Source organism: Sphingomonas sp. Y38-1Y (genome assembly GCF_032391395.1).
In the GTDB taxonomy this organism is placed as follows: domain Bacteria; phylum Pseudomonadota; class Alphaproteobacteria; order Sphingomonadales; family Sphingomonadaceae; genus Sphingomonas.
The window spans coordinates 1,620,664-1,637,943 of sequence record NZ_CP135916.1 but is presented as its reverse complement, the minus strand read 5'-3'; the positions used below and the strand labels follow the sequence as shown (position 1 = coordinate 1,637,943).

The window sequence follows — 17,280 nt, the reverse complement described above, 5'->3', positions numbered from 1 at the left end:
TTGCGGGGTATGGCTGCGCGTTGCATGCAGCCGAAGCGGGAAGGACGAAGGCGATGCAGATCGCGGATAGGGCGGGTTACGAGGGTCGGCTTTCCGACGTCATCCGGACGGCGCGCGACGTCATTCGGCGGCGCATCCTCATTCTGGCGGCGGTGACTGCGATCGTCACGATCCTGGGCACGATCATGGTCTTCCAGATCACGCCGACCTATCAGGGCGTGACCCGCATCCAGATCGATCCCAGCCGCAATCCACTCGCCCGGACGGCGAACGAAGCGCAGGCGCAGCTCGCCAGCGAAGCGATCGAGACCGAGGTCGCCGTCATCACCTCGACCGACGTCAGCGAGGTCGTGGTCCAGCGCCTCAACCTCGTCAACGATCCCGAGTTCGCACCGACCGGCGAAGCCGCCGAGGGGCTCAACCAGCAACAGCGGCTCGAGGCCACAGTGCGCGCGGTCAACGGCCATCTCAGCGCCGCTCGCGACCGCCTGACCTACATCATCGCGATCCGCTTCAGCTCGGTCGATGCGGCCAAGGCGGCGCGGATCGCCAATGCCTATGCCGCCGCCTATCTCGACACCAAGGTCGGCAAGAAGATCGGCACCGCCGAACGCCAGACCGCCTGGTTCCAGAACCGAATGGACGAACTCGCGGCGGAAGTCCGCGTCGCCGACCAGCGCGTCGCCGAGTTCCAGGCGCGTGCCGGCATCGTCCGCGGCGGCCAGAGCAACGCCAGCACCATCGTCGATCAGCAGGTCGGCCCGCTGTCGCTCCAGCTTGCCAGCGCGGAGTCGGTCGCGGCCGAGGCCCGGTCGAAGGAGAATTCGGCCCGTTCGCAGGTGTCGCGCGGCGCGCTCGAGTCCGTTTCGGACGTCCGCCAGTCGGGCACGATCCAGGATCTTCGCCGCCAGCGCGCAATGATCGTCGAGACGCTTCAGGCGATGCAGGTCCGCTATGGCGACCGCTATCCCGATCTCGTCAAGGTTCGCGATCAGCTGAACGCCGTCGACGAGCAGATCCGCGACGAGGCTAACCGTGTGCTCCGCTCGCTCGCCGCCGACGCCAGCGCGGCCGAGGCGCGCGCCGCCAGCCTGCGCGCATCGATGGACGGGCTCGAGCGGCGCCAGGGCGAGAATGCCCGTGCGTCGGTCATCGCCGCCAGCCTTCAGCGCGACGCCGACAGCAAGCACACCGCCTATGACAAGATGGCGCAGCTCGCCCTCGACGCGCGTCAGGCGGCGCAGAACTCGATCGCGCAGGCGCAGATCATCGACACCGCCGAGACGCCGCCGGCGCCCAGCTGGCCCAACCGTCCGCTGCTCATCCTCCTGTCGCTGCTCGCGGGCCTAGGCCTCGGCATCGCGGTCATCACCGTGCAGGAACTGATGGTCACCGGGCTTCGCTCGATCGACGAGGTCGAGGCCGAGCTCGGCGTGCCGCTCATCGCCGCGGTGCCGAACGTCAAGAAGACCGATCGTCCGGCCGATCTCCTCATCGAGAAGCCGACGTCGCAGTTCGCCGAAGCGCTGCGCAACGCGCGCGCCTCGCTGATCGGCGTGCGCGGCGACGGCCAGCGCCCCAAGATCATCGCGCTCACCTCGGCCCTGCCGAGCGAGGGCAAGACGACGACGGCGCTGGCACTGGCGCGGACGATGGCGCTCAACGGCGATCGCACGATCATCGTCGATGCCGACGTCCGCCGCGCACAGCTGCGCACGATCACGCCGGTCAATGCCGGCGATCCCGGCATCGTCGAGGTCCTCCACGGCGAGGTATCGCTGGCGGACTCGATCCGTCCCAGCGGCGTCGAGGGTCTCGACCAGATCGTCGTTCAGAAGCCCTACTTCACGTCGGAGAACCTGTTCGGCAACGACCTGATGCCGAAGATCCTGGACGAGCTGTCGGCGCAGTATGACGTCGTCATCCTCGACCTGCCGCCGCTCGTCGGCCTCGCCGATGGTCGCTTCCTCGCGGCGCTGGCCGACGCGGTCGCGCTGGTCATCAAGTGGGATGCGACGCCCAAGCACGCGGTCGCGTCGGCGGCGGGCTTCCTGCGCGGCGACGGTGCCAACCTGGTCGGTGCGATGTTCACGATGGTGGACACCAGTTCGCAGGCCGTCGGCGCCTATTACTATTACGGCAAGAAGTACTCAACCTACTATCAGGAAGCGCGCGCCTAAGCCTGGCTCGCATGACGGCCCCCCTCCCCGTGAATGCATCGCTCAGGCGATCGCATCATGGGGAGGCGCCTTGGCTACGGTTCGGCTGGTCCTCGCTGGACAACTGGTTCGAGCCGGCGCCGCAATCGCGACGGCGCTCGCTCGGCCTCCTCCTCGTCTTTCTTGCCTGGCTCGGCGGCGCGCTCTCCCTCGCCGCCAATCACGTCATGTGGCGCGACGAGATCCGCGCGCTTTCCCTTGCGCTACGCGGCGACACGCTGGCCGACATGCCGGCGCTCGCGCGCGGTTATGGGCACCCGCTGCTCTGGCACCTGCTGCTCCGCATCGGCCATGACCTTACCGGATCGCTGACCATCCTTCCGATCCTGGCGTTCTCAGCAGCCGCCGGGTTCGTGGCGCTCCTGGGCGTTTCGAGGCTGCGATTGCCGCTCATCGCGCTGTTCGCGCTGGGCGGGATCGCGCTCTACCAATATACCGTCGTCGCGCGGAATTACGGCGTCTCGGTACTGCTGATGTTCGGCTTTGCCGCGCTTTATCCTCGGCTGCGAGAGCGCGGCATCTGGCTCGGCCTCATCCTCGCCCTGCTGTGCAACACCAACGTCCATTCGGTCGTGCTGGCGGGCGCCCTGTGGCTGTTCTGGGCGCTCGACATGATCCGCGAACGGGGCGCAGGGGCAGCGTTTCGTCCGCTCGCGATCGGCGGCGTACTGGTCGCGACCGGCGTTGCGCTCTGTGCCTGGTCCGTCTTCCCTCCCGTTGAGGACGCGCCCGGGATCGAGCCGATGGCACCGATCGCTCGCGCTTTGATGCTGATTCCTGGCACCGGCTTTGCTCGGCTCTGGGGCAATTTCTTCGTCAATCCGGCGCTTCAGCTGCTCGCGGCGGCATTGCTGATCGGTTCGCTGGGCGTGTTCGTCCGCCGTCCCCCCGCCCTCTTCGCCGCCGCGGCCGCGCTGATCGGCCTGCAAGTCGTGTTTGCTTGCATCTATCCCGGCCATTATCGCCACGCCGCGCTGATCGTCGCCTTTGACCTGACGCTGCTCTGGTTGTCGTCCAGCATGGTGCCCAGCCCCGGTTCCCCGCTCGTCCGCCGGCTCGAGCGTGCAGGCCGCATCGCCTTCGCCCTGCTGCTCGCCAGCCAACTCGCGGTCAGCGCGCGCGCGATCGCCAATGGCGCTGCCGGCCGGCCGGAGAGCGCGATCGCCGCGGTCGCGGCTCGCCTCGACGATGCCGGGCTTGGCGACGCAATCGTCATCACCGATCCGGACACGATGGGCGAGGCCCTTCCCTATTATTCACGCAATCCTACCTACTCTCTGCGCCAACACGCCTTCGCCGACGTCGTCGGACTCAAGCGCACCGAAGCCACAGCCGTGACGCCCGGCCGAATCCTCGCCGAAGCCCGGCGCCTCCGTCGCGAGACCGGTCGCGAGGTCGTGATGCTGCTCAACGAACCGCTGCCGCCCCCTGGCGAACGCCGCATCGGCGCGCGCGGCGCTTACGGCGACTTTATCGCCGAGCCCGCCGATGTTGCCGCCTTTCGCGGCGCCACGGCCTTCCTCGGCGCCGAGCGAAACGCGACCGGCGACGAGCGCTTCGACCTCTATCGCCTGCGCACCCGAACGCTTCCGCAAGCCCGCTCGACCGGCTATGCGCCGCATCAGCGCGGGCACGGGGGCCTGCCGACGGGGGGCATCGTCAGACAATGAGCGCGGAGAGCGAAACGGGCGACGTGCCGACCTTCTCGGTCATCGTCCCCTGCTTCAACGAGCAAGCCTCGATCGAGGCGACCATCGCCGAGCTCGACCGCGCGCTGGCAGAGGCGCCGCCGCACGAGGTGATCGTCGTCAACGACGGCTCGGTCGATGCCAGCGCCTCGATTCTCGAACGGCTGGTCACGCAATATCCGCAGCTGCGCGTCGTCCACCATCCGCTCAATCGCGGCTATGGCGCGGCGCTGAAGACCGGCATCCGGCAGGCGCATGGCGAGTATATCGCGATCACCGACGCCGACGGCACCTATCCCAACGAGCGGCTGGGCGAGTTGGTCGAGCTGTGCCGCGGCCGCGACATGGTGGTCGGTGCCCGGGTCGGCGAGAACGTCACCTATTCGAAGGTGCGCGCCTTCCCCAAATTCTTCCTGAAGCGCTGGGTGTCGTACATCGCCCGCCGCCCCGTTCCCGACATCAATTCGGGCATGCGCGTGTTCCGCAAGGACGTGAGCGAGCGCTTCTTCGGCATCCTGCCCGACGGGTTCAGCTTCACCATCACCATTACGTTGGCGACGCTGACCAACTTTCTCGACGTGATCTTCGTGCCGATCGGCTATGCCAAACGCACCGGCAAGTCGCACATCAAGCCGGTTCGCGACACCGTTCGCTTCATCAAGATCATCCTGCGCACCGGCGTGTATTTCGCGCCCGTCCGCGCCTTTTTTCCGGTGTTTGCCGGCTTGATGGCGATGGGCACCGTGTCGCTCGGTTACGATGTGTTCCTGCTCGAGAACATCACGGACAAGACGGTGATGCTCTACCTGTTCGCGCTCAACATCGGCATGTTCATCCTCATCGCCGACATGATCGACAAGCGACTGGGCAGCCGATGAGCCGCGCGCTCGCCCGTCAGATGACGCGCTATCTCGGTACCAGCGTGCTGAGTGCCGCCGTCTCTTTCGGGCTGCCGGTGCTGCTTCACGAAGTCTTCGGCATCGACCCGCGCATCGCGGTGGCGATCGGCTTTGTGGCGGCGTTCGCGATGAACTTCGTGCTGATCCGCCGCTTCGTGTTCGCAAGAACCAGCGGCGCGCGCGGCGACCTCGCACGCTTCGCGCTCACCAGCCTGGCGTTTCGCGGCGCCGAATATCTCGCCTTCCTGCTGTTGTTCGAGGGTGCGCGCCTTCCATACGCCGCGGCGCTGCTGCTGACGCTCGGCAGCTCCTTTTGCGCCAAGTTCTTCGTGCAGAAGCACTTCGTCTTCCGCGGCGCGGCGGGGCGGCTGAGCTGGCGCCAGCGGCTGCTGTTCCTGCTTGGCCTGCTGCTCGCCTGGCCGGCCTTGGTTAACGGCACGCCGATCTACTTCTCGGACACGACGAGCTACATCCGCGGCGCAGACGCGCTCGGCATGAAGCTGACCGGCCGCTCGACGATCTGGTCCGACCGGGTCGAGGCGGCACCTGACGCCGCACCGGCACAGACACCCTCCAGCGTTGCCAAGAACGTCATTCTCGGCCGGTCGATCTTCTACGGGCTGCTCCTCTATTTGGGTGTGCTGTTCGGCAGCATGGCCTGGCCCGTCGTGGTCCAGGCGCTGCTCGCCGGCGCGGTGCTGATCGGCGCGGCGCGACATGTGGTCGACCCGGCGCGAGATCCGCGATGCTTCGCGCTCTTGACCGGCGCGGTGCTCGGTGTCGCGATGCTGACGTCGCTGCCCTATTTCGTGTCGTTTCTGCTGCCCGACCTGTTCGCCGGCCTCGCCATCGTCGCGGCGAGCGTGGCCATCGCGCGCTGGGACAAGGAAACGCTCGGCTGGCGCGTGTTCTGGCTGGCGCTGCTCGCCTATGCCGCGCTGATCCATAGTTCCCACGTGCTGCTGATCACGGGGCTGGCGCTGCTGGGGCTGCTGCTCGCCATGTTCCGGGTTGGCGGTGTCCGGTTCGCCGCGCCGCTGCTGGTGCTGGTGGCCGCAGCGACGGGGCCGGTCGGGGACGCGATCTTTGCCAAGGGTGTGGCGATGGCGCTGGGGCGTAAGCCGATCCGCCCGCCGTTCCTCGCGATGCGGTTGATTGCCGATGGTCCCGGTACGGCGTGGCTGAACGAGCATTGCCCCGATCCGCGGTTCGCGCTCTGCCGCTTCGCCGGACGCGCGCCGCAGACCACCGACGTGCTGATGTGGAGCCCCGATCCGCGGATCGGCATCTTCACCGCGGTCGATGCCGACCTCCAGGCACGGATCGCGGCCGAGCATTTCGCCTTTGTCCGCGCAGTCGTCGCCGACCATCCGGGCTGGGTCGCTCAGACCTTTGCGGCCGGCGCAATTCGCCAGCTGACGCTGACGGGGCTGGAGGACTTCCGGATGCCGCTGCTCGCCGATCCGGGCGTTGCCGAGCGGATGCCGCCGACGATCCGCGCCGCCATCGCCGCTTCACCGGCCGAGCGCGGCGCGCTGCCAACCGGCGTCTATCGCTTGCTGATCTGGCCGATGGTGGCAGGGGGGCTTCTCGTCCTCCTGCTTGCCGCCCGGCGAACGGGCTCGCGCGGCGGCGTCCCTGCGGCGCTGCTCGTCGCCGGCGTGGTCGGGAACGCCTTCATCTGCGGCGGCCTGTCGAACCAGTCGCAGCGTTATCAGGACCGCGTGATCTGGGTGCTCGCGCTACCCCTCGCCGGCCTGGCGATCGCGCGCCGCCGCATCAGTTTCTGACGGCGGGGGCCACGCCGACGCACTGCTCGGCGGCGCGCGGTCCGCGCGGTGCGGGCTTGCACGGCGCCGGCTCGCCCCAGATCCAGCCCGATCCCTTGTAGCCGATATAGACGCGGCCGAACACGTCGGGGTCGGCACCGATCACGGTCACCTGGTCGAGCGTGCCGTTGGGGAAGTCGGCAAGCTGCTGCCAGCTCTTGGCATCGTCGGTCGACCGCCAGATGCCATAGACGCCGCCCACCCGGCCCGAGATGAAGATCGTCGGGTACGCCGCGCCGTTCGCCGCCTTGCCGAAGGCGACATCGTCAACCCGGTTGACCTCCGGTACCAGGTCCCAGGTCGCGCCGCCGTCACGGCTGCGGCGCAGGGTCGTGTCGGTGGTGTGCTCGAAGGCCGAGGTGAAAAACAGGTGGCCGCCATGGCCCGGCACCGAGCGCAGCTTCGCCGCCATGTTGCTCGAGGGCGCGATCTCCCCCTCGAACGTCCGCGACCAGGTCGCCCCTCCGTCCCGCGTGCGCCACAAGCCCAGCAGCGGCGCGTTGCCGCCGTCGCCGCTGTGGACGAGGTAGAAGGTATCAGGCTGCGACTTGTCCGCGGTCAGCGTCTTGCGCTGATACCATTGGTGACCGAACGAACCGGGCGTCTCGTTCAGCGCGCCGGGCAGTTCCACCGGCTTCCAGCTGGCCCCGCCGTCCTTGGTATAGAAAGGCTGGCGGTTCCAGGCGGCCGCCCAGATGATGTTATCGGCGTTGCTGGAAGAGACCGCGATCGTGCCGAACGACATCCGCCACGGATCGTCTTCCTTGGTGCCCGGCGGCGTCGGCAGCGAGCCGAACTTGCGCCAGCTGCGCCCGCCGTCGCTGCTGTATCCCGCCATCACCGAATTGCCGTCGGCGCAGCAGCCGATCCGCGCGTCGGACGCGTTGGTGATGACGAAGCCCTTGCGCGCCGGCGTCCAGTCGAGCTGCTGCGCAGAGATCAGCGCGCGCTCGCCAGGCTGGAACGTTGTCGAAAAGGCATTGAGGTCGCTCTTCACATGGATGCCGAAGTCCCAGCCGGCGAACAGCGGCGCGCCGCCGGTCGGCTGGATCACGTCGTTCGCGACCAATTCCTCGATCCCGCGCGTCTGGCTGACCCAGGCGGCGACGGCGCTGCCCGGGGGCACGTCTGCATACCAGACGCCGACGCCGTGCGCGGTCCAGAGGCGATTGGGGACGACCGGGTCGAACAGCAGGTCGCCCGTCGTGAAGAAGGCGGTATCGGCGGTGCGCAACCACGGCGGATCGCCCGGCCCGACCTCGGCGCTGTGACCGAAGCTCGACCAGCTCTCGCCGCTGTCGCTTGTCTGGTACCCGTTACCGCTGCGATCGATGATGATGACCTGGTCGGCGCGCGGATTGGCGGCGACTGCGGCGTAGTCGAGTGCCTTCAGCCCCTTGGCCTGGGTGACGTCGGTCCACTGGCCGCCCTTGAACGACCAGATCGACTTGGAATGATCGTCGCCGCCCCAGAAATTGCCTTGGCGATCGAACGCGCCGCGCTGAAGCGTGCGCGGCCCTCCGGTGCCGAGCGGGGTGAAGCTGAGGCCGCCGTTCGAGGAGACGAACATGCCGGTGCCGGGCGCCAGTGCGAACAGGCGGCCGGTCGGCTTGCCACCCGCGGGCTGCTCGAACCACAGCATCGTGCCCGGCGCCTGCGCCCCTGCAGCATCGGGGTTGCGATCGACGCTCACCGGCACGCTGGCGACGCGCGCCCAGCTCGCGCCCGCGTCCGCCGACCGCCACAGGCCGTTACCCGGCGTGCCGAGGAAGACGAGATCGGGATTGCGCGGGTCGACCGCCATGAAGGGGCCGTGCAGGCGATATTCGCTGTTGGCGTCCCAGGTCAGCGGGAACGGATTGCCAGCGCCGGGCAGCGTCCAGCTGCGCCCCTGATCGTCCGATCGATAGACGCGGCCCTTGATCGCCATGTAGATCCGCTCGGCGCGAGAAGGCGCGACGACGATCTCGTACGCGCCCTCAGCCGCGCCGTTCTGGACGCGGTCGATCGCCGGCATCGATGCGGCGGTGACGAGCTGGCTCCAGCGATTGGCACCCTTGTCCCAGATATACGCGCCATAGACGTCCGTGCGGATGACGAAGGTCTTGCCGCCCGCGTCCATCGACAGGCCGGAGATCATGCCGCCCCCGCCGATCGCGACCGGTCGCCACTGATAGCGTTCGTTCTGCACCGGCGCGCCGGCGCTCGACAGCGCGGGCGGCGGGGTCGCGGGCGGGCCGCTCGGCTGTGCCCACCAGAAGTAAGCGGCAGTGGCCGCTGCGGCGATCGCGGCGAGCGTCACAGCGGCAAGGATCCAGGGCCAGCGCCGACGCTTCGGCTTGACGAAATCCTCATAGCGGATGTTGCGCCGGGCACGTTGCTCCATCCTGTCGATCGATCACCAGTGGGGGAAGGATGGCGGTTCGACTGACCTAATCGCCCGTCTTGGTCAAGAGATGGTAGATCGCGATCGGGCTGGAGGTGAGATAGCGCACCCCCAGCCGCAGCGGCTCGCGTGCAGCGCGATAGGCCCATTCGAGCCCCATCGACTGCATCCAGGCGGGCGCACGCGACACGCCGCCGCCATAATGGTCGAACAGCCCGCCACAGGTGCGAATCCAGCCGAGCCCGGCCAACCGCTCCCGGTTCTCGACCGCGAACCGCTCCTGAAGCGGGCTGCCCATGCCTACCCACAGCACGTCCGCCCCCGAAGCGACGATTTGCTCGCAGATCGCCGGCACCTGATCGGGCTTAAAATAGCCGTGGCGGACGCCCGCGACCTTAAGGTCCGGGTATCGGCTGCGCAGATGCTCTGCCGCGCGTGCCGCCACGCCCGGCCGCGCGCCGATGAAGTAGAAGCGGATACCCGCCTTCGCCGCCATCTCGGCCGCATCGAGGAGGAAATCGGTCGTCGCGGTGCGCTCGGCCAGCGGCTCGCGGCAGAAGATACGACTGGCGAAGACGAGCGGCATACCGTCGGCATCGACGATGTCGGCGGCGTCGATCAGCGCGCGCTGGACCGGATCGGCATGATAATCGGCGATGACGCTGCCATTGGCGCTGGTGACGATCCGCGGCAGTCGACGCGTGCCCGCACGGGCATCGGCGACGTCGCGCTGCATGATCCGGCTTAGCCCGTCGCGGGTCAGGCGAGCGATGCGGATGCCGCCGATGCGCACGGTGGGGATGGCGGGCTCACGCGCGTCCCCTCCCCCATCTTCGTGCTGCATCGGCATGACCCCCTTGATCGCCATGCTCCCGTCAATCGTCGTCAACATCAACCCCCAAGCCCGACCAAGCCCGGCGCGATACGGTTTCGTGACGACACGGTCAGCGCCTCATCCTCGGGCGACTGGCGGCCGGCGAACGCAGGCGCAGCGAGCGGAGCGCGCGGACGCGCAGGCGATGATGCAGCCCCTCGCTGCCTTCCGAGAGCACATAGACCAACGCGATGGCGATCGTCAGGAAGTGCTGGACCACCGCCGGCCCGGTCAGCAGGCTCGATTCGGTCAGGTTGTGCCCCGCGGCGAAGGCGATCGTGGCGATCAGCAGTGCCCGCTGAGGCGGGGCGACGGACAAGCTCAGCAACAAGCGCGTCAGCGGCCAGATCACCAGAAAGACCACGCCCAGAACAAGGCCAGGAATGCCCAGCGTCACCAGCAGGTCGAGATAGCCATTGTGGCCATGCCCGGCATAGCGCGCGACCCAATTGTCCGTCAGCGTCCAGATCGGTCCATTGTCGCCCACTTGCCAGAACCCGCTATACCCAGCACCGGTCAACGGATGCGCCTGCGCATATTCGATCAGCAGCGGCCAGATCGACCCGCGTCCGGTCAGCGCCGACGGATCGTTGAACACCTCGCGAAGCGTCCCGGAATAGAGCGACGCGACCTGCAACGCGAACAGCGTGCAGAGCAGGGCGAAGAAGCCGATCACCGTTCGATAATCAGCGCTGTAAAGGCGGCTCAGCCAGCCCGCGCCCAGCGCGACGATCAGGATCATTTCCGATGTCCGCGATTCGGCGAAGTTCAAGAAGACGAGCGATGCGGCGATCGTCGGCCACGCGATCCAGCGCGGCACGTCGCGACGATCGAACACGAGGAAAAGGATCGTGAAACCGCAGGCGGCGCCAGCGATGTTCTTGTGCGGCATCAGCCCGCGCCAGTTCCCGACGACGGTGGACTCATCTCCCGGCAACGCGGTGTGGATGCCGAAGTCGGTCCCAAACACGGCTAGGTAATTGCCCACCAGCAGCAGGATCAGACCGTAGCGTACGATCTTCACCGTCCGATCGTAGCCGAGATCGCGGACGCACCGGAACGTCATCCAGAAGATGATCACCGTCTGAACCCAGCGTCGCAGCGAGATCCACGGCGCCACCGCCCAGGTCAGCGAGAGCGCGCAATAGGCCAGCAGGATGACGATACCGAGCGGCAGCGGCATCAGCTGGCGCAGGTAGATGCGCGACCCGTTGCCGAAGAAAAGAAAAAGGAACAGGCCGATGATCAGGACCTGGTTGACGATGTCGCCCTGCCCCGATCGGCCGGCCATGACCCAGTCCTGAAGCGGCGCGGTGCCGATCAGGATCATGAAGAGAAGACCGGCGAAGGCGAGATTGGCGACGATCCACCGGCGCCTGCGGAGGCGGGTATCGTACGTGGCCGCAGATGCACGATATGGTCGGCGATAGGCGCGCGATGCCATCAGTGGATGCTCGCCAGTGCCGGGATCGTGCGCATGCAGCCGGTCTAAATAGCGGCGCCGGCGCGCGCCAGCACCTTTTCATAGGCGTCGATCATCCGCCGGTTCGAGCAACCGAGCGCCAGCTCGCGGGCCAGCGCCGAGCCACGGCGCCGGGCCTCGCCATCGTCGGCAAGCGACTGGATCGCCCGCGCGAGCGCGTCGATATCGCCGAGCGGAACGACGGCGCCCGCCGGCTCACCGCCCGGCAGCGTCACGCCCTCAATCTGGACGGGCACGTCCGAGACGATGAGCGGCAGGCCGAGCCGCGCCGCCTCGATCAACGCTAGGCTGTGCCCCTCGTAAAGGCTGACTTGAACGAAGATGTCGGCGGCGGCGGCGTGTTCCAGCGCCGCCTCCCGCGACGTGGCGCCGGCGAAGACGACGCGGTCGCCGATGTTCAGCCGCGCGACCTGATCGCGCAGGGCCGCTTCGTCCTCGCCGCCGCCGACGATCGTCAGCACCGTCCGCTTGGTCCGCGCGACCGCGTCGAGCAGCATCGGATAGTTCTTCTGCCGTGTCAGCCGACCCAGCGCGACGACCCGGGCCGGATCGGCTTCGGCTCGCGGCGGTCGGGCGAGACCATCAAGCAGCGCCTCGACCCGTTCCGGCAGCGCATTGTGGATCGTCAGCCGCTTGGCGCGATAGCCGGCGGGCTTGTGCGCCAGCGTCGCGGCGACGGCGTCGGAGACGCTGACCACCGCGGCCACGCTTGGCAGGCAGCCGGTTCGGCTATCGAGCGCGTCGAGCTTCCGCGAATGCGTGTCGGTCGGCGAGTGATGAGTGACGATCACCCGCGTGCCGGTTCGCGCCAGCAAAGCCGCGACCGGCAGGATGACGTTGGCCGTCGGCATCGCCGTCACGACCACCGCCGGTCGCTCGCGCCGCAGATAGCGGACCAGCGCGGCGAGCATCCGCACCGCCGCCAGCGGCGAGCGGGGGCGTTCGGCGACGACATGGTGCCAATCCTCGCCGCCCACCGCGTCCTCGAGCCGCTCGGGCGGGTAGAGGACGAAGCGTCCGGTCGCATGACCCCGCGCGGCGAGACCCGCCGCAACGTCGTTCCAGATTTCGCGCAGCCCCCCGATCGCGGAGTGCGTCATCGCGAACTGTACGGATCCCTTCATCGCGGCAGATGCGCGACGCTGTGCGCCGCCAGCCAATCGCGGTCGGCAGGCTCGCCGCGGACCCAGCGCGCGACCATCTCGCCCCATTTGACCGGGTTCTGCATCCGCGCCCACGCCTCCGGCGCCCCCGCCGACAATCGCTCGTAGAGGTCAGGTCGGGTCAGCACATCCTCGATCGCCGCTGCCAGCGCGCCCGCATTGCCCGCCGGGAAGATCATCGCGCTCTCGCCGTCCACCAGGTGCCCGCCGAACATCGGGTGATCCGAAGCGATCACGGGGGTTCGCGATGACAGCGCCTCGTAGAGCGTCAGCGGCAGGCCCTCGGGGAAGCTATGCCGGCTGGGAACCACGACAGCGGCGGCGCGATGCATCATCGCCGGAATTTCGTTGTTCGGCACAAGACCCAGAAACCGCACGCGATCGGCAATGCCCCGCCGAGCGGCCAGCTTCTCGAACATCTCGATCTTGCCCACCCCGGCGACCGTCAGCCGAAGGTCGAGCGCGGGCACCAACCGGGCCACGGCGTCGATCAGATCGCCGACGCCCTTCTTCTTCGACACCGACCCGACATAGAGCAGCTCGAACGGCGGCCCCTCCGCCCGCGCCTTGGCGGGCCACTGGTCCGGCGTGCGGACATGCGGATAGTCCCAGGGGATCACGCGACCCGCATCGACGCCGAGCTCGACCAGCGCTCTGGCCGCATTCGCGCCGTGGTTGGCGATCAGCGTCACGCGCGGATCGCGAAGCATCGGCGGCAGCTTGTCGAAACGCAGCCAGCGATAGAAGCGGTTGGCAAAGCTGTCGGCGAGCACCACCGCCATCTCCGCCGCGCCCGAATGCTTGAGCCCCCAGCGAATCAGCGACGGCATCGGCCCCTGGATCCACAGGTGCGTCGGCCTGAACTTCGCCAGCGCCTCGATCACCGGGCGCGGGTTGCGATCAGGATTAGTCGCGGTGCCGATCGCAACGATCCCGTTCGGCAAACGCTCCTCGTATTTCGGCGCCAGGCAACAGAGGAAGCCGACCTCGACACCCGTCGCCGCGACCGCCTCGAGCTGGTCGAGGACATAGCCGTGGCCGTAATAGATCTCCTTGCCCTCTTCGCGGCGCAGACGATCGGACTCGCGATAGTCGCCGGCATATTGGACGATCAGCAGGCGCTTCATCGCAACGCTTCCCCCATCGCCGCCAGCGGGCTCCCCCAGCCTGCCGCCGCGCGCACCGCCAGGATCGCCGCGAACAGCCCGGCGCTTGCCGCGAGCACCGCCGCGTCCTGACGCCAGAACGCCATCCGCACGCGCGTCAGCCCGACGCCGATATAGCCATATTGCAGCAGCTCGGTCGCCGCCACCGCGACGATCGCCCCGGGCACTCCGGCAAAAGCGAACCCCGACGGCATCAGCACCGCCAGCGTGGCAAGCCGCGTGACGTTGGCGATCGTGCTGTAATGCGGCCGCCCCGCGCTCAATAACAGCGCCTCGTTGAGGTTGGACAGCACCGCCATCACCCCGCCCATCAGCAGGATCGACAGCATCCAGCCTGCTCCTTCGTAGCGATGATCGTAGATCAACCGCACGATCACGTCGCCAAGCGCCGAAGTCGCGGCAAGCCCCATGCACAGCGCCAGCGTGAACCACAGCCGCGACGTGCCCAAGGCTTTCAGGCGATCGCCGCGGTCTGCGTCCGTCGCGCCGGCGAGCGCCGGAAACACCACCTGATAGCTCATCCGCCGCGCCATCGACGTCGGCACCTCGGCGACCGCCCGCGCGATGCCATAGATGCCGACCAGCGCCAGGGGCGCGACGCGGCCGAGATATAAGCGGTCGAGATAGGTCGCGGCATACGTCACCAGGGTGGTGATCGCGATCCACTTGCCGAAGTGGAGGATGCGCAGCGCCACCGCCCGGTCGATCCGCAGCCGCTGCCTCGCCTCCGGCAGTGCATAGCTCAGCGCCGAGCGCATCGCGACCGCGGCCACCAGACCGAACACCGGCGCCCAGACCGACCGCAGCCATAGCGCGAGCGCGACGGTGACGGCGACCGCCAAGAACTCGGTCGCCAGTTCGAAGCTGCTGCGCAGCGGCACCTCGAGCCGTTTGACGAGGACGTAAATCGCCGTCGAATGCAGGCCCGCGAGGACGGGCGACAGCGCCGCGACCAGGAAGATGCGCACGTCGATCTGGTAGAGGTCGGCAAGCCACGGCGCCGCGAGCACGAACACGCAGCTCAGCATCAACCCGCGCGTCACCTGCATCGTCCAGGCGGTGTCGCGAAAATGCGGATCGAGGCCGTCGGGGTGATGGACGATATTCTGTTCGATGCCGACATCGGTGAGCAGGTCGACGCCCAGCCGCACCGCGTTGACGATCACCATGATGCCCATGATCTCGGGCGCGAGCAGCCAGGACAGCGCGACGTTCAGGCCGAAGCGCAGCCCCGCCGACAGGCCGAAGGTGCCCGCGGTCCAGACGAACTTCGACGTGAAACCGCCGCTGCGGCTCATTCGCCTCCGCCCGACAATTGCCGTGCGCGGATCGGGTCGGCAGGCGAGCGGCGGGGGCGGAACAGCCCCTGGAGGAAGCCAAGCGCGATCAGGTTCCAGGTGACGAAGGAATAGAGACCCAGCCGCCCGCTCCGCCGCCGCCACGACAGGAAGGCGGTCGGCAGCACCAGCAGGACCGCCGCCGCCAGCCATTGGCCGAGCGCGAGCAGGAGGAGCAGCACGCTCCACCAGCCGACCACCGCGACGCTGTAGCGAAGCTGCGCGAAGTGGCGGAGCACCTGTGGCCAATGCGCATGGCCCCACGCGGCGCGGATCACCTCGCCCGGCCCGCCGGCATAGCCACTACGAAGCCGGCGGAGCATCAGCTTGTACCCGCCGGTCGAATGGCCGTGATGCTCGACCGCGGGCACGTCGATCCGCGACAGCCGCCAGCCGCGGGCGCGCAGCCGGGCGGCCAATTCAAACTCCTCGAACGCGTGGAGATTGCGGTCGGCGAAATAACCGACCTGGCGCACCGCCGCGACCCGGTAGAGGCCGCCGCAATCGAGCCGGTCGACCTCGCCCGCCACCGCGCTCCCCTTGATGCGGTCGTTGCGCGCGCGCAGCTCGAACTCGATGCTGTCGGTATTGGCCTCGCGCACGACCCCGCCGACTGCGGCATGGTCGGGATGCGCGTCAAGGAACGCGATCCCTGCCGCGAGGAAGGCGGGATCGAGCACCATGTCGCCGTCGAGCAGGTAGAAATACTCGGCCTCGACCGACTGGAAGGCGAGCTGCGCCCCCGTCCCGCACCCACGCTCCGCCGGATTGGCGAGCTGGAGGATGCGGACACCCGGATAGCCGCGCGCGATCTCGATCGTGCGATCGCTCGACCCGCTATCGGCCAGCACCACGCCGCCGCCAAACGGCGCGACCGAGGCGAGCGCGCTTTCGAGTGAGGCGGCGATGTGCCGCTCCTCGTTGAGCGCCTTGATCCCGACGACGACCTTCACCCGACTCCTGCCCCGTTCCCCGCCAGCGCGCGATAGCGCAGCAGATAGGCGCGCGCCATCGCCTCGGGCCCGAAGCGCTTGGCGAGCGCGTCGCCGGCCGCGCCGGCGATCGTCCGCGCCGCGGCGGGATCTTCGATCACCCGCACCAGCTTGGCGGCGATCGCCTCGACATCGTCGACATGCGCCTGAAAGGGATAATCCGGCGCAATCGCCTCGTTAAGGCCCGGCGCATCGGTGGTGACCAGCGGCACGCCCGCCATCAGCACCTCGAGCGGGAGCAGCGCAAACCCCTCGAACCGCGAGGGCAGCAGCACCGCGTCATAGGTCGAGAGCGCCTCAGCCAGCCGCTCGATCGGCGGTACGATCCGGACCGTCCAGCCGGACAGCGCATCGACGAGCCCGCGCTCGACTTCGTCCCGCATCACGCCCGTGCCCGCGATCGTCAGCTCGACATCGCGGCGAGCCGTGCGCGCGTGCGCGGTGGCGAGGATGGCGGGAAGCAGGTCGGCGCCCTTCTGATGCACCAGCCGCCCGGCAAACAACAGGCGAAAGGGCGAGGCGCCGCTCCGGTCGCGGCGTGGCGGCGGGTGAACGCCGTTATAGACGACCTGTGCGGGCGGGCGCGCGCTTCGCGTGGCGATCGCTGCATCTGCCTCCGCCGCGCTCCGCGAAACCGCTACCGCCTCGCCATGCGAAAGCCGCTGGGTCACCCGCCGCCCGATCGCATGCCAGTCGATCCAGAGCTCGGTATTGTGAACGGTTCGAATCAGCGGCGTCCGCCGCGCCCCTGCCGACAGCGTGCAGGCGACGGCATGGGTGAGCTCGGGAATCTCGGTATGGACGTGGACGACGTCGATCCGCCGCTTCCGGATCGTCCGGGCGAGCCGCAGCGCGGCCAGCACGACGCCGCCCGACTTGAAGCGGCCGGCACAGCCATGGCGCACCGGCACCTGCCAGGCGTCCAGCCGCTTGCGCATGTCCTGTCCGACAGCGCCGCCCGCGCCGTCATTCAGCACCGCGAACAGGGTGAAGTCGCAGTCCTTGCGGAGCTGGTCGATCAGGCTCATCGCCACGCCCTCGGCCCCGCCCATCGCCAGATGGGTGATGACCTGAAGCACGCGCGGACGCGGCGCGTCAGGCTGACCGGTCCTCGTCACGCTCGCCCCCTTGCCCCCGTGCCGCAGTGCAGCACAGGCGCTCCCTTATCATCTGAACCCGCGAGCGTCGAGGGCGGCACCGGGACTGGCGCCGTCCTCGACGCGCCTGTAAGCCCGGCGCCAAGG

General features: G+C 68.4%; 12 protein-coding genes. 4 read left to right on the top strand and 8 right to left on the bottom strand.

Annotated features, from left to right (window positions below; all coding sequences use genetic code 11):
* Positions 1–53 precede the first annotated feature (53 nt).
* From RS883_RS07795 to RS883_RS07780, 4 genes are read left to right on the top strand one after another with little or no spacing between them, the layout of a single operon-like run.
* A complete protein-coding gene (locus RS883_RS07795) occupies positions 54–2,180 on the top strand; it encodes a polysaccharide biosynthesis tyrosine autokinase (RefSeq protein ID WP_315764566.1) in 2,127 nt (708 codons plus the stop codon).
* A gap of 11 nt (positions 2,181–2,191) precedes the next feature.
* A complete protein-coding gene (locus RS883_RS07790) occupies positions 2,192–3,889 on the top strand; it encodes a hypothetical protein (RefSeq protein WP_315764565.1) in 1,698 nt (565 codons plus the stop codon).
* A complete protein-coding gene (locus RS883_RS07785; protein WP_315764563.1) occupies positions 3,886–4,785 on the top strand; it encodes a glycosyltransferase family 2 protein in 900 nt (299 codons plus the stop codon). The genes RS883_RS07790 and RS883_RS07785 overlap by 4 nt, the downstream gene beginning before the upstream one ends.
* Positions 4,782–6,596, top strand: a complete 1,815-nt coding sequence (locus tag RS883_RS07780) for a GtrA family protein (protein WP_315764561.1) — start codon at positions 4,782–4,784, stop codon at positions 6,594–6,596. The genes RS883_RS07785 and RS883_RS07780 overlap by 4 nt, the downstream gene beginning before the upstream one ends.
* Here the strand turns inward: RS883_RS07780 and RS883_RS07775 are convergent.
* From RS883_RS07775 to RS883_RS07740, 8 genes are all read right to left on the bottom strand, one after another.
* Complete coding sequence (locus RS883_RS07775) at positions 6,586–9,021, bottom strand: hypothetical protein (protein WP_315764560.1); 2,436 nt, start codon at positions 9,019–9,021, stop codon at positions 6,586–6,588. The genes RS883_RS07780 and RS883_RS07775 overlap by 11 nt on opposite strands.
* A 46-nt stretch (positions 9,022–9,067) precedes the next feature.
* Positions 9,068–9,889, bottom strand: a complete 822-nt coding sequence (locus RS883_RS07770) for a WecB/TagA/CpsF family glycosyltransferase (RefSeq protein WP_315764557.1) — start codon at positions 9,887–9,889, stop codon at positions 9,068–9,070.
* Positions 9,890–9,965: 76 nt separating this feature from the next.
* Positions 9,966–11,339 carry an O-antigen ligase family protein gene (locus RS883_RS07765; protein WP_315764554.1) on the bottom strand — a complete coding sequence of 458 codons (1,374 nt, stop codon included), beginning with the start codon at positions 11,337–11,339 and terminating at the stop codon, positions 9,966–9,968.
* A gap of 44 nt (positions 11,340–11,383) precedes the next feature.
* Positions 11,384–12,502, bottom strand: coding sequence for a glycosyltransferase (locus RS883_RS07760; protein WP_315764551.1), 1,119 nt, complete (start codon positions 12,500–12,502; stop codon positions 11,384–11,386).
* On the bottom strand, positions 12,499–13,668 hold the full coding sequence (locus tag RS883_RS07755; RefSeq protein WP_315764548.1) for a glycosyltransferase family 4 protein: 1,170 nt from the start codon (positions 13,666–13,668) through the stop codon (positions 12,499–12,501). The genes RS883_RS07760 and RS883_RS07755 overlap by 4 nt, the downstream gene beginning before the upstream one ends.
* Positions 13,665–15,005: an oligosaccharide flippase family protein gene (locus RS883_RS07750; RefSeq protein ID WP_315764546.1), complete on the bottom strand. Its 1,341-nt coding sequence runs from the start codon at positions 15,003–15,005 to the stop codon at positions 13,665–13,667. The genes RS883_RS07755 and RS883_RS07750 overlap by 4 nt, the downstream gene beginning before the upstream one ends.
* Positions 15,002–15,997, bottom strand: a complete 996-nt coding sequence (locus tag RS883_RS07745; RefSeq protein ID WP_315764543.1) for a glycosyltransferase — start codon at positions 15,995–15,997, stop codon at positions 15,002–15,004. The genes RS883_RS07750 and RS883_RS07745 overlap by 4 nt, the downstream gene beginning before the upstream one ends.
* Positions 15,994–17,154: a glycosyltransferase family 4 protein gene (locus tag RS883_RS07740; RefSeq protein WP_315764541.1), complete on the bottom strand. Its 1,161-nt coding sequence runs from the start codon at positions 17,152–17,154 to the stop codon at positions 15,994–15,996. Before RS883_RS07740 ends, RS883_RS07745 begins: the two co-directional genes overlap by 4 nt.
* Positions 17,155–17,280 lie beyond the last annotated feature (126 nt).

What these genes read in the sequence shown, in the direction of transcription:
- RS883_RS07760 (WP_315764551.1), bottom strand. Translation starts at nt 12,502, where the DNA reads ATGAAGGGATCCGTACAGTTCGCGATGACGCACTCCGCGATCGGGGGG.
- RS883_RS07755 (WP_315764548.1), bottom strand. Translation starts at nt 13,668, where the DNA reads ATGAAGCGCCTGCTGATCGTCCAATATGCCGGCGACTATCGCGAGTCC.
- RS883_RS07785 (WP_315764563.1), top strand. Translation starts at nt 3,886, where the DNA reads ATGAGCGCGGAGAGCGAAACGGGCGACGTGCCGACCTTCTCGGTCATC.
- RS883_RS07770 (WP_315764557.1), bottom strand. Translation starts at nt 9,889, where the DNA reads ATGGCGATCAAGGGGGTCATGCCGATGCAGCACGAAGATGGGGGAGGG.
- RS883_RS07795 (WP_315764566.1), top strand. Translation starts at nt 54, where the DNA reads ATGCAGATCGCGGATAGGGCGGGTTACGAGGGTCGGCTTTCCGACGTC.
- RS883_RS07790 (WP_315764565.1), top strand. Translation starts at nt 2,192, where the DNA reads ATGACGGCCCCCCTCCCCGTGAATGCATCGCTCAGGCGATCGCATCAT.
- RS883_RS07750 (WP_315764546.1), bottom strand. Translation starts at nt 15,005, where the DNA reads ATGAGCCGCAGCGGCGGTTTCACGTCGAAGTTCGTCTGGACCGCGGGC.
- RS883_RS07775 (WP_315764560.1), bottom strand. Translation starts at nt 9,021, where the DNA reads ATGGAGCAACGTGCCCGGCGCAACATCCGCTATGAGGATTTCGTCAAG.
- RS883_RS07765 (WP_315764554.1), bottom strand. Translation starts at nt 11,339, where the DNA reads ATGGCATCGCGCGCCTATCGCCGACCATATCGTGCATCTGCGGCCACG.
- RS883_RS07780 (WP_315764561.1), top strand. Translation starts at nt 4,782, where the DNA reads ATGAGCCGCGCGCTCGCCCGTCAGATGACGCGCTATCTCGGTACCAGC.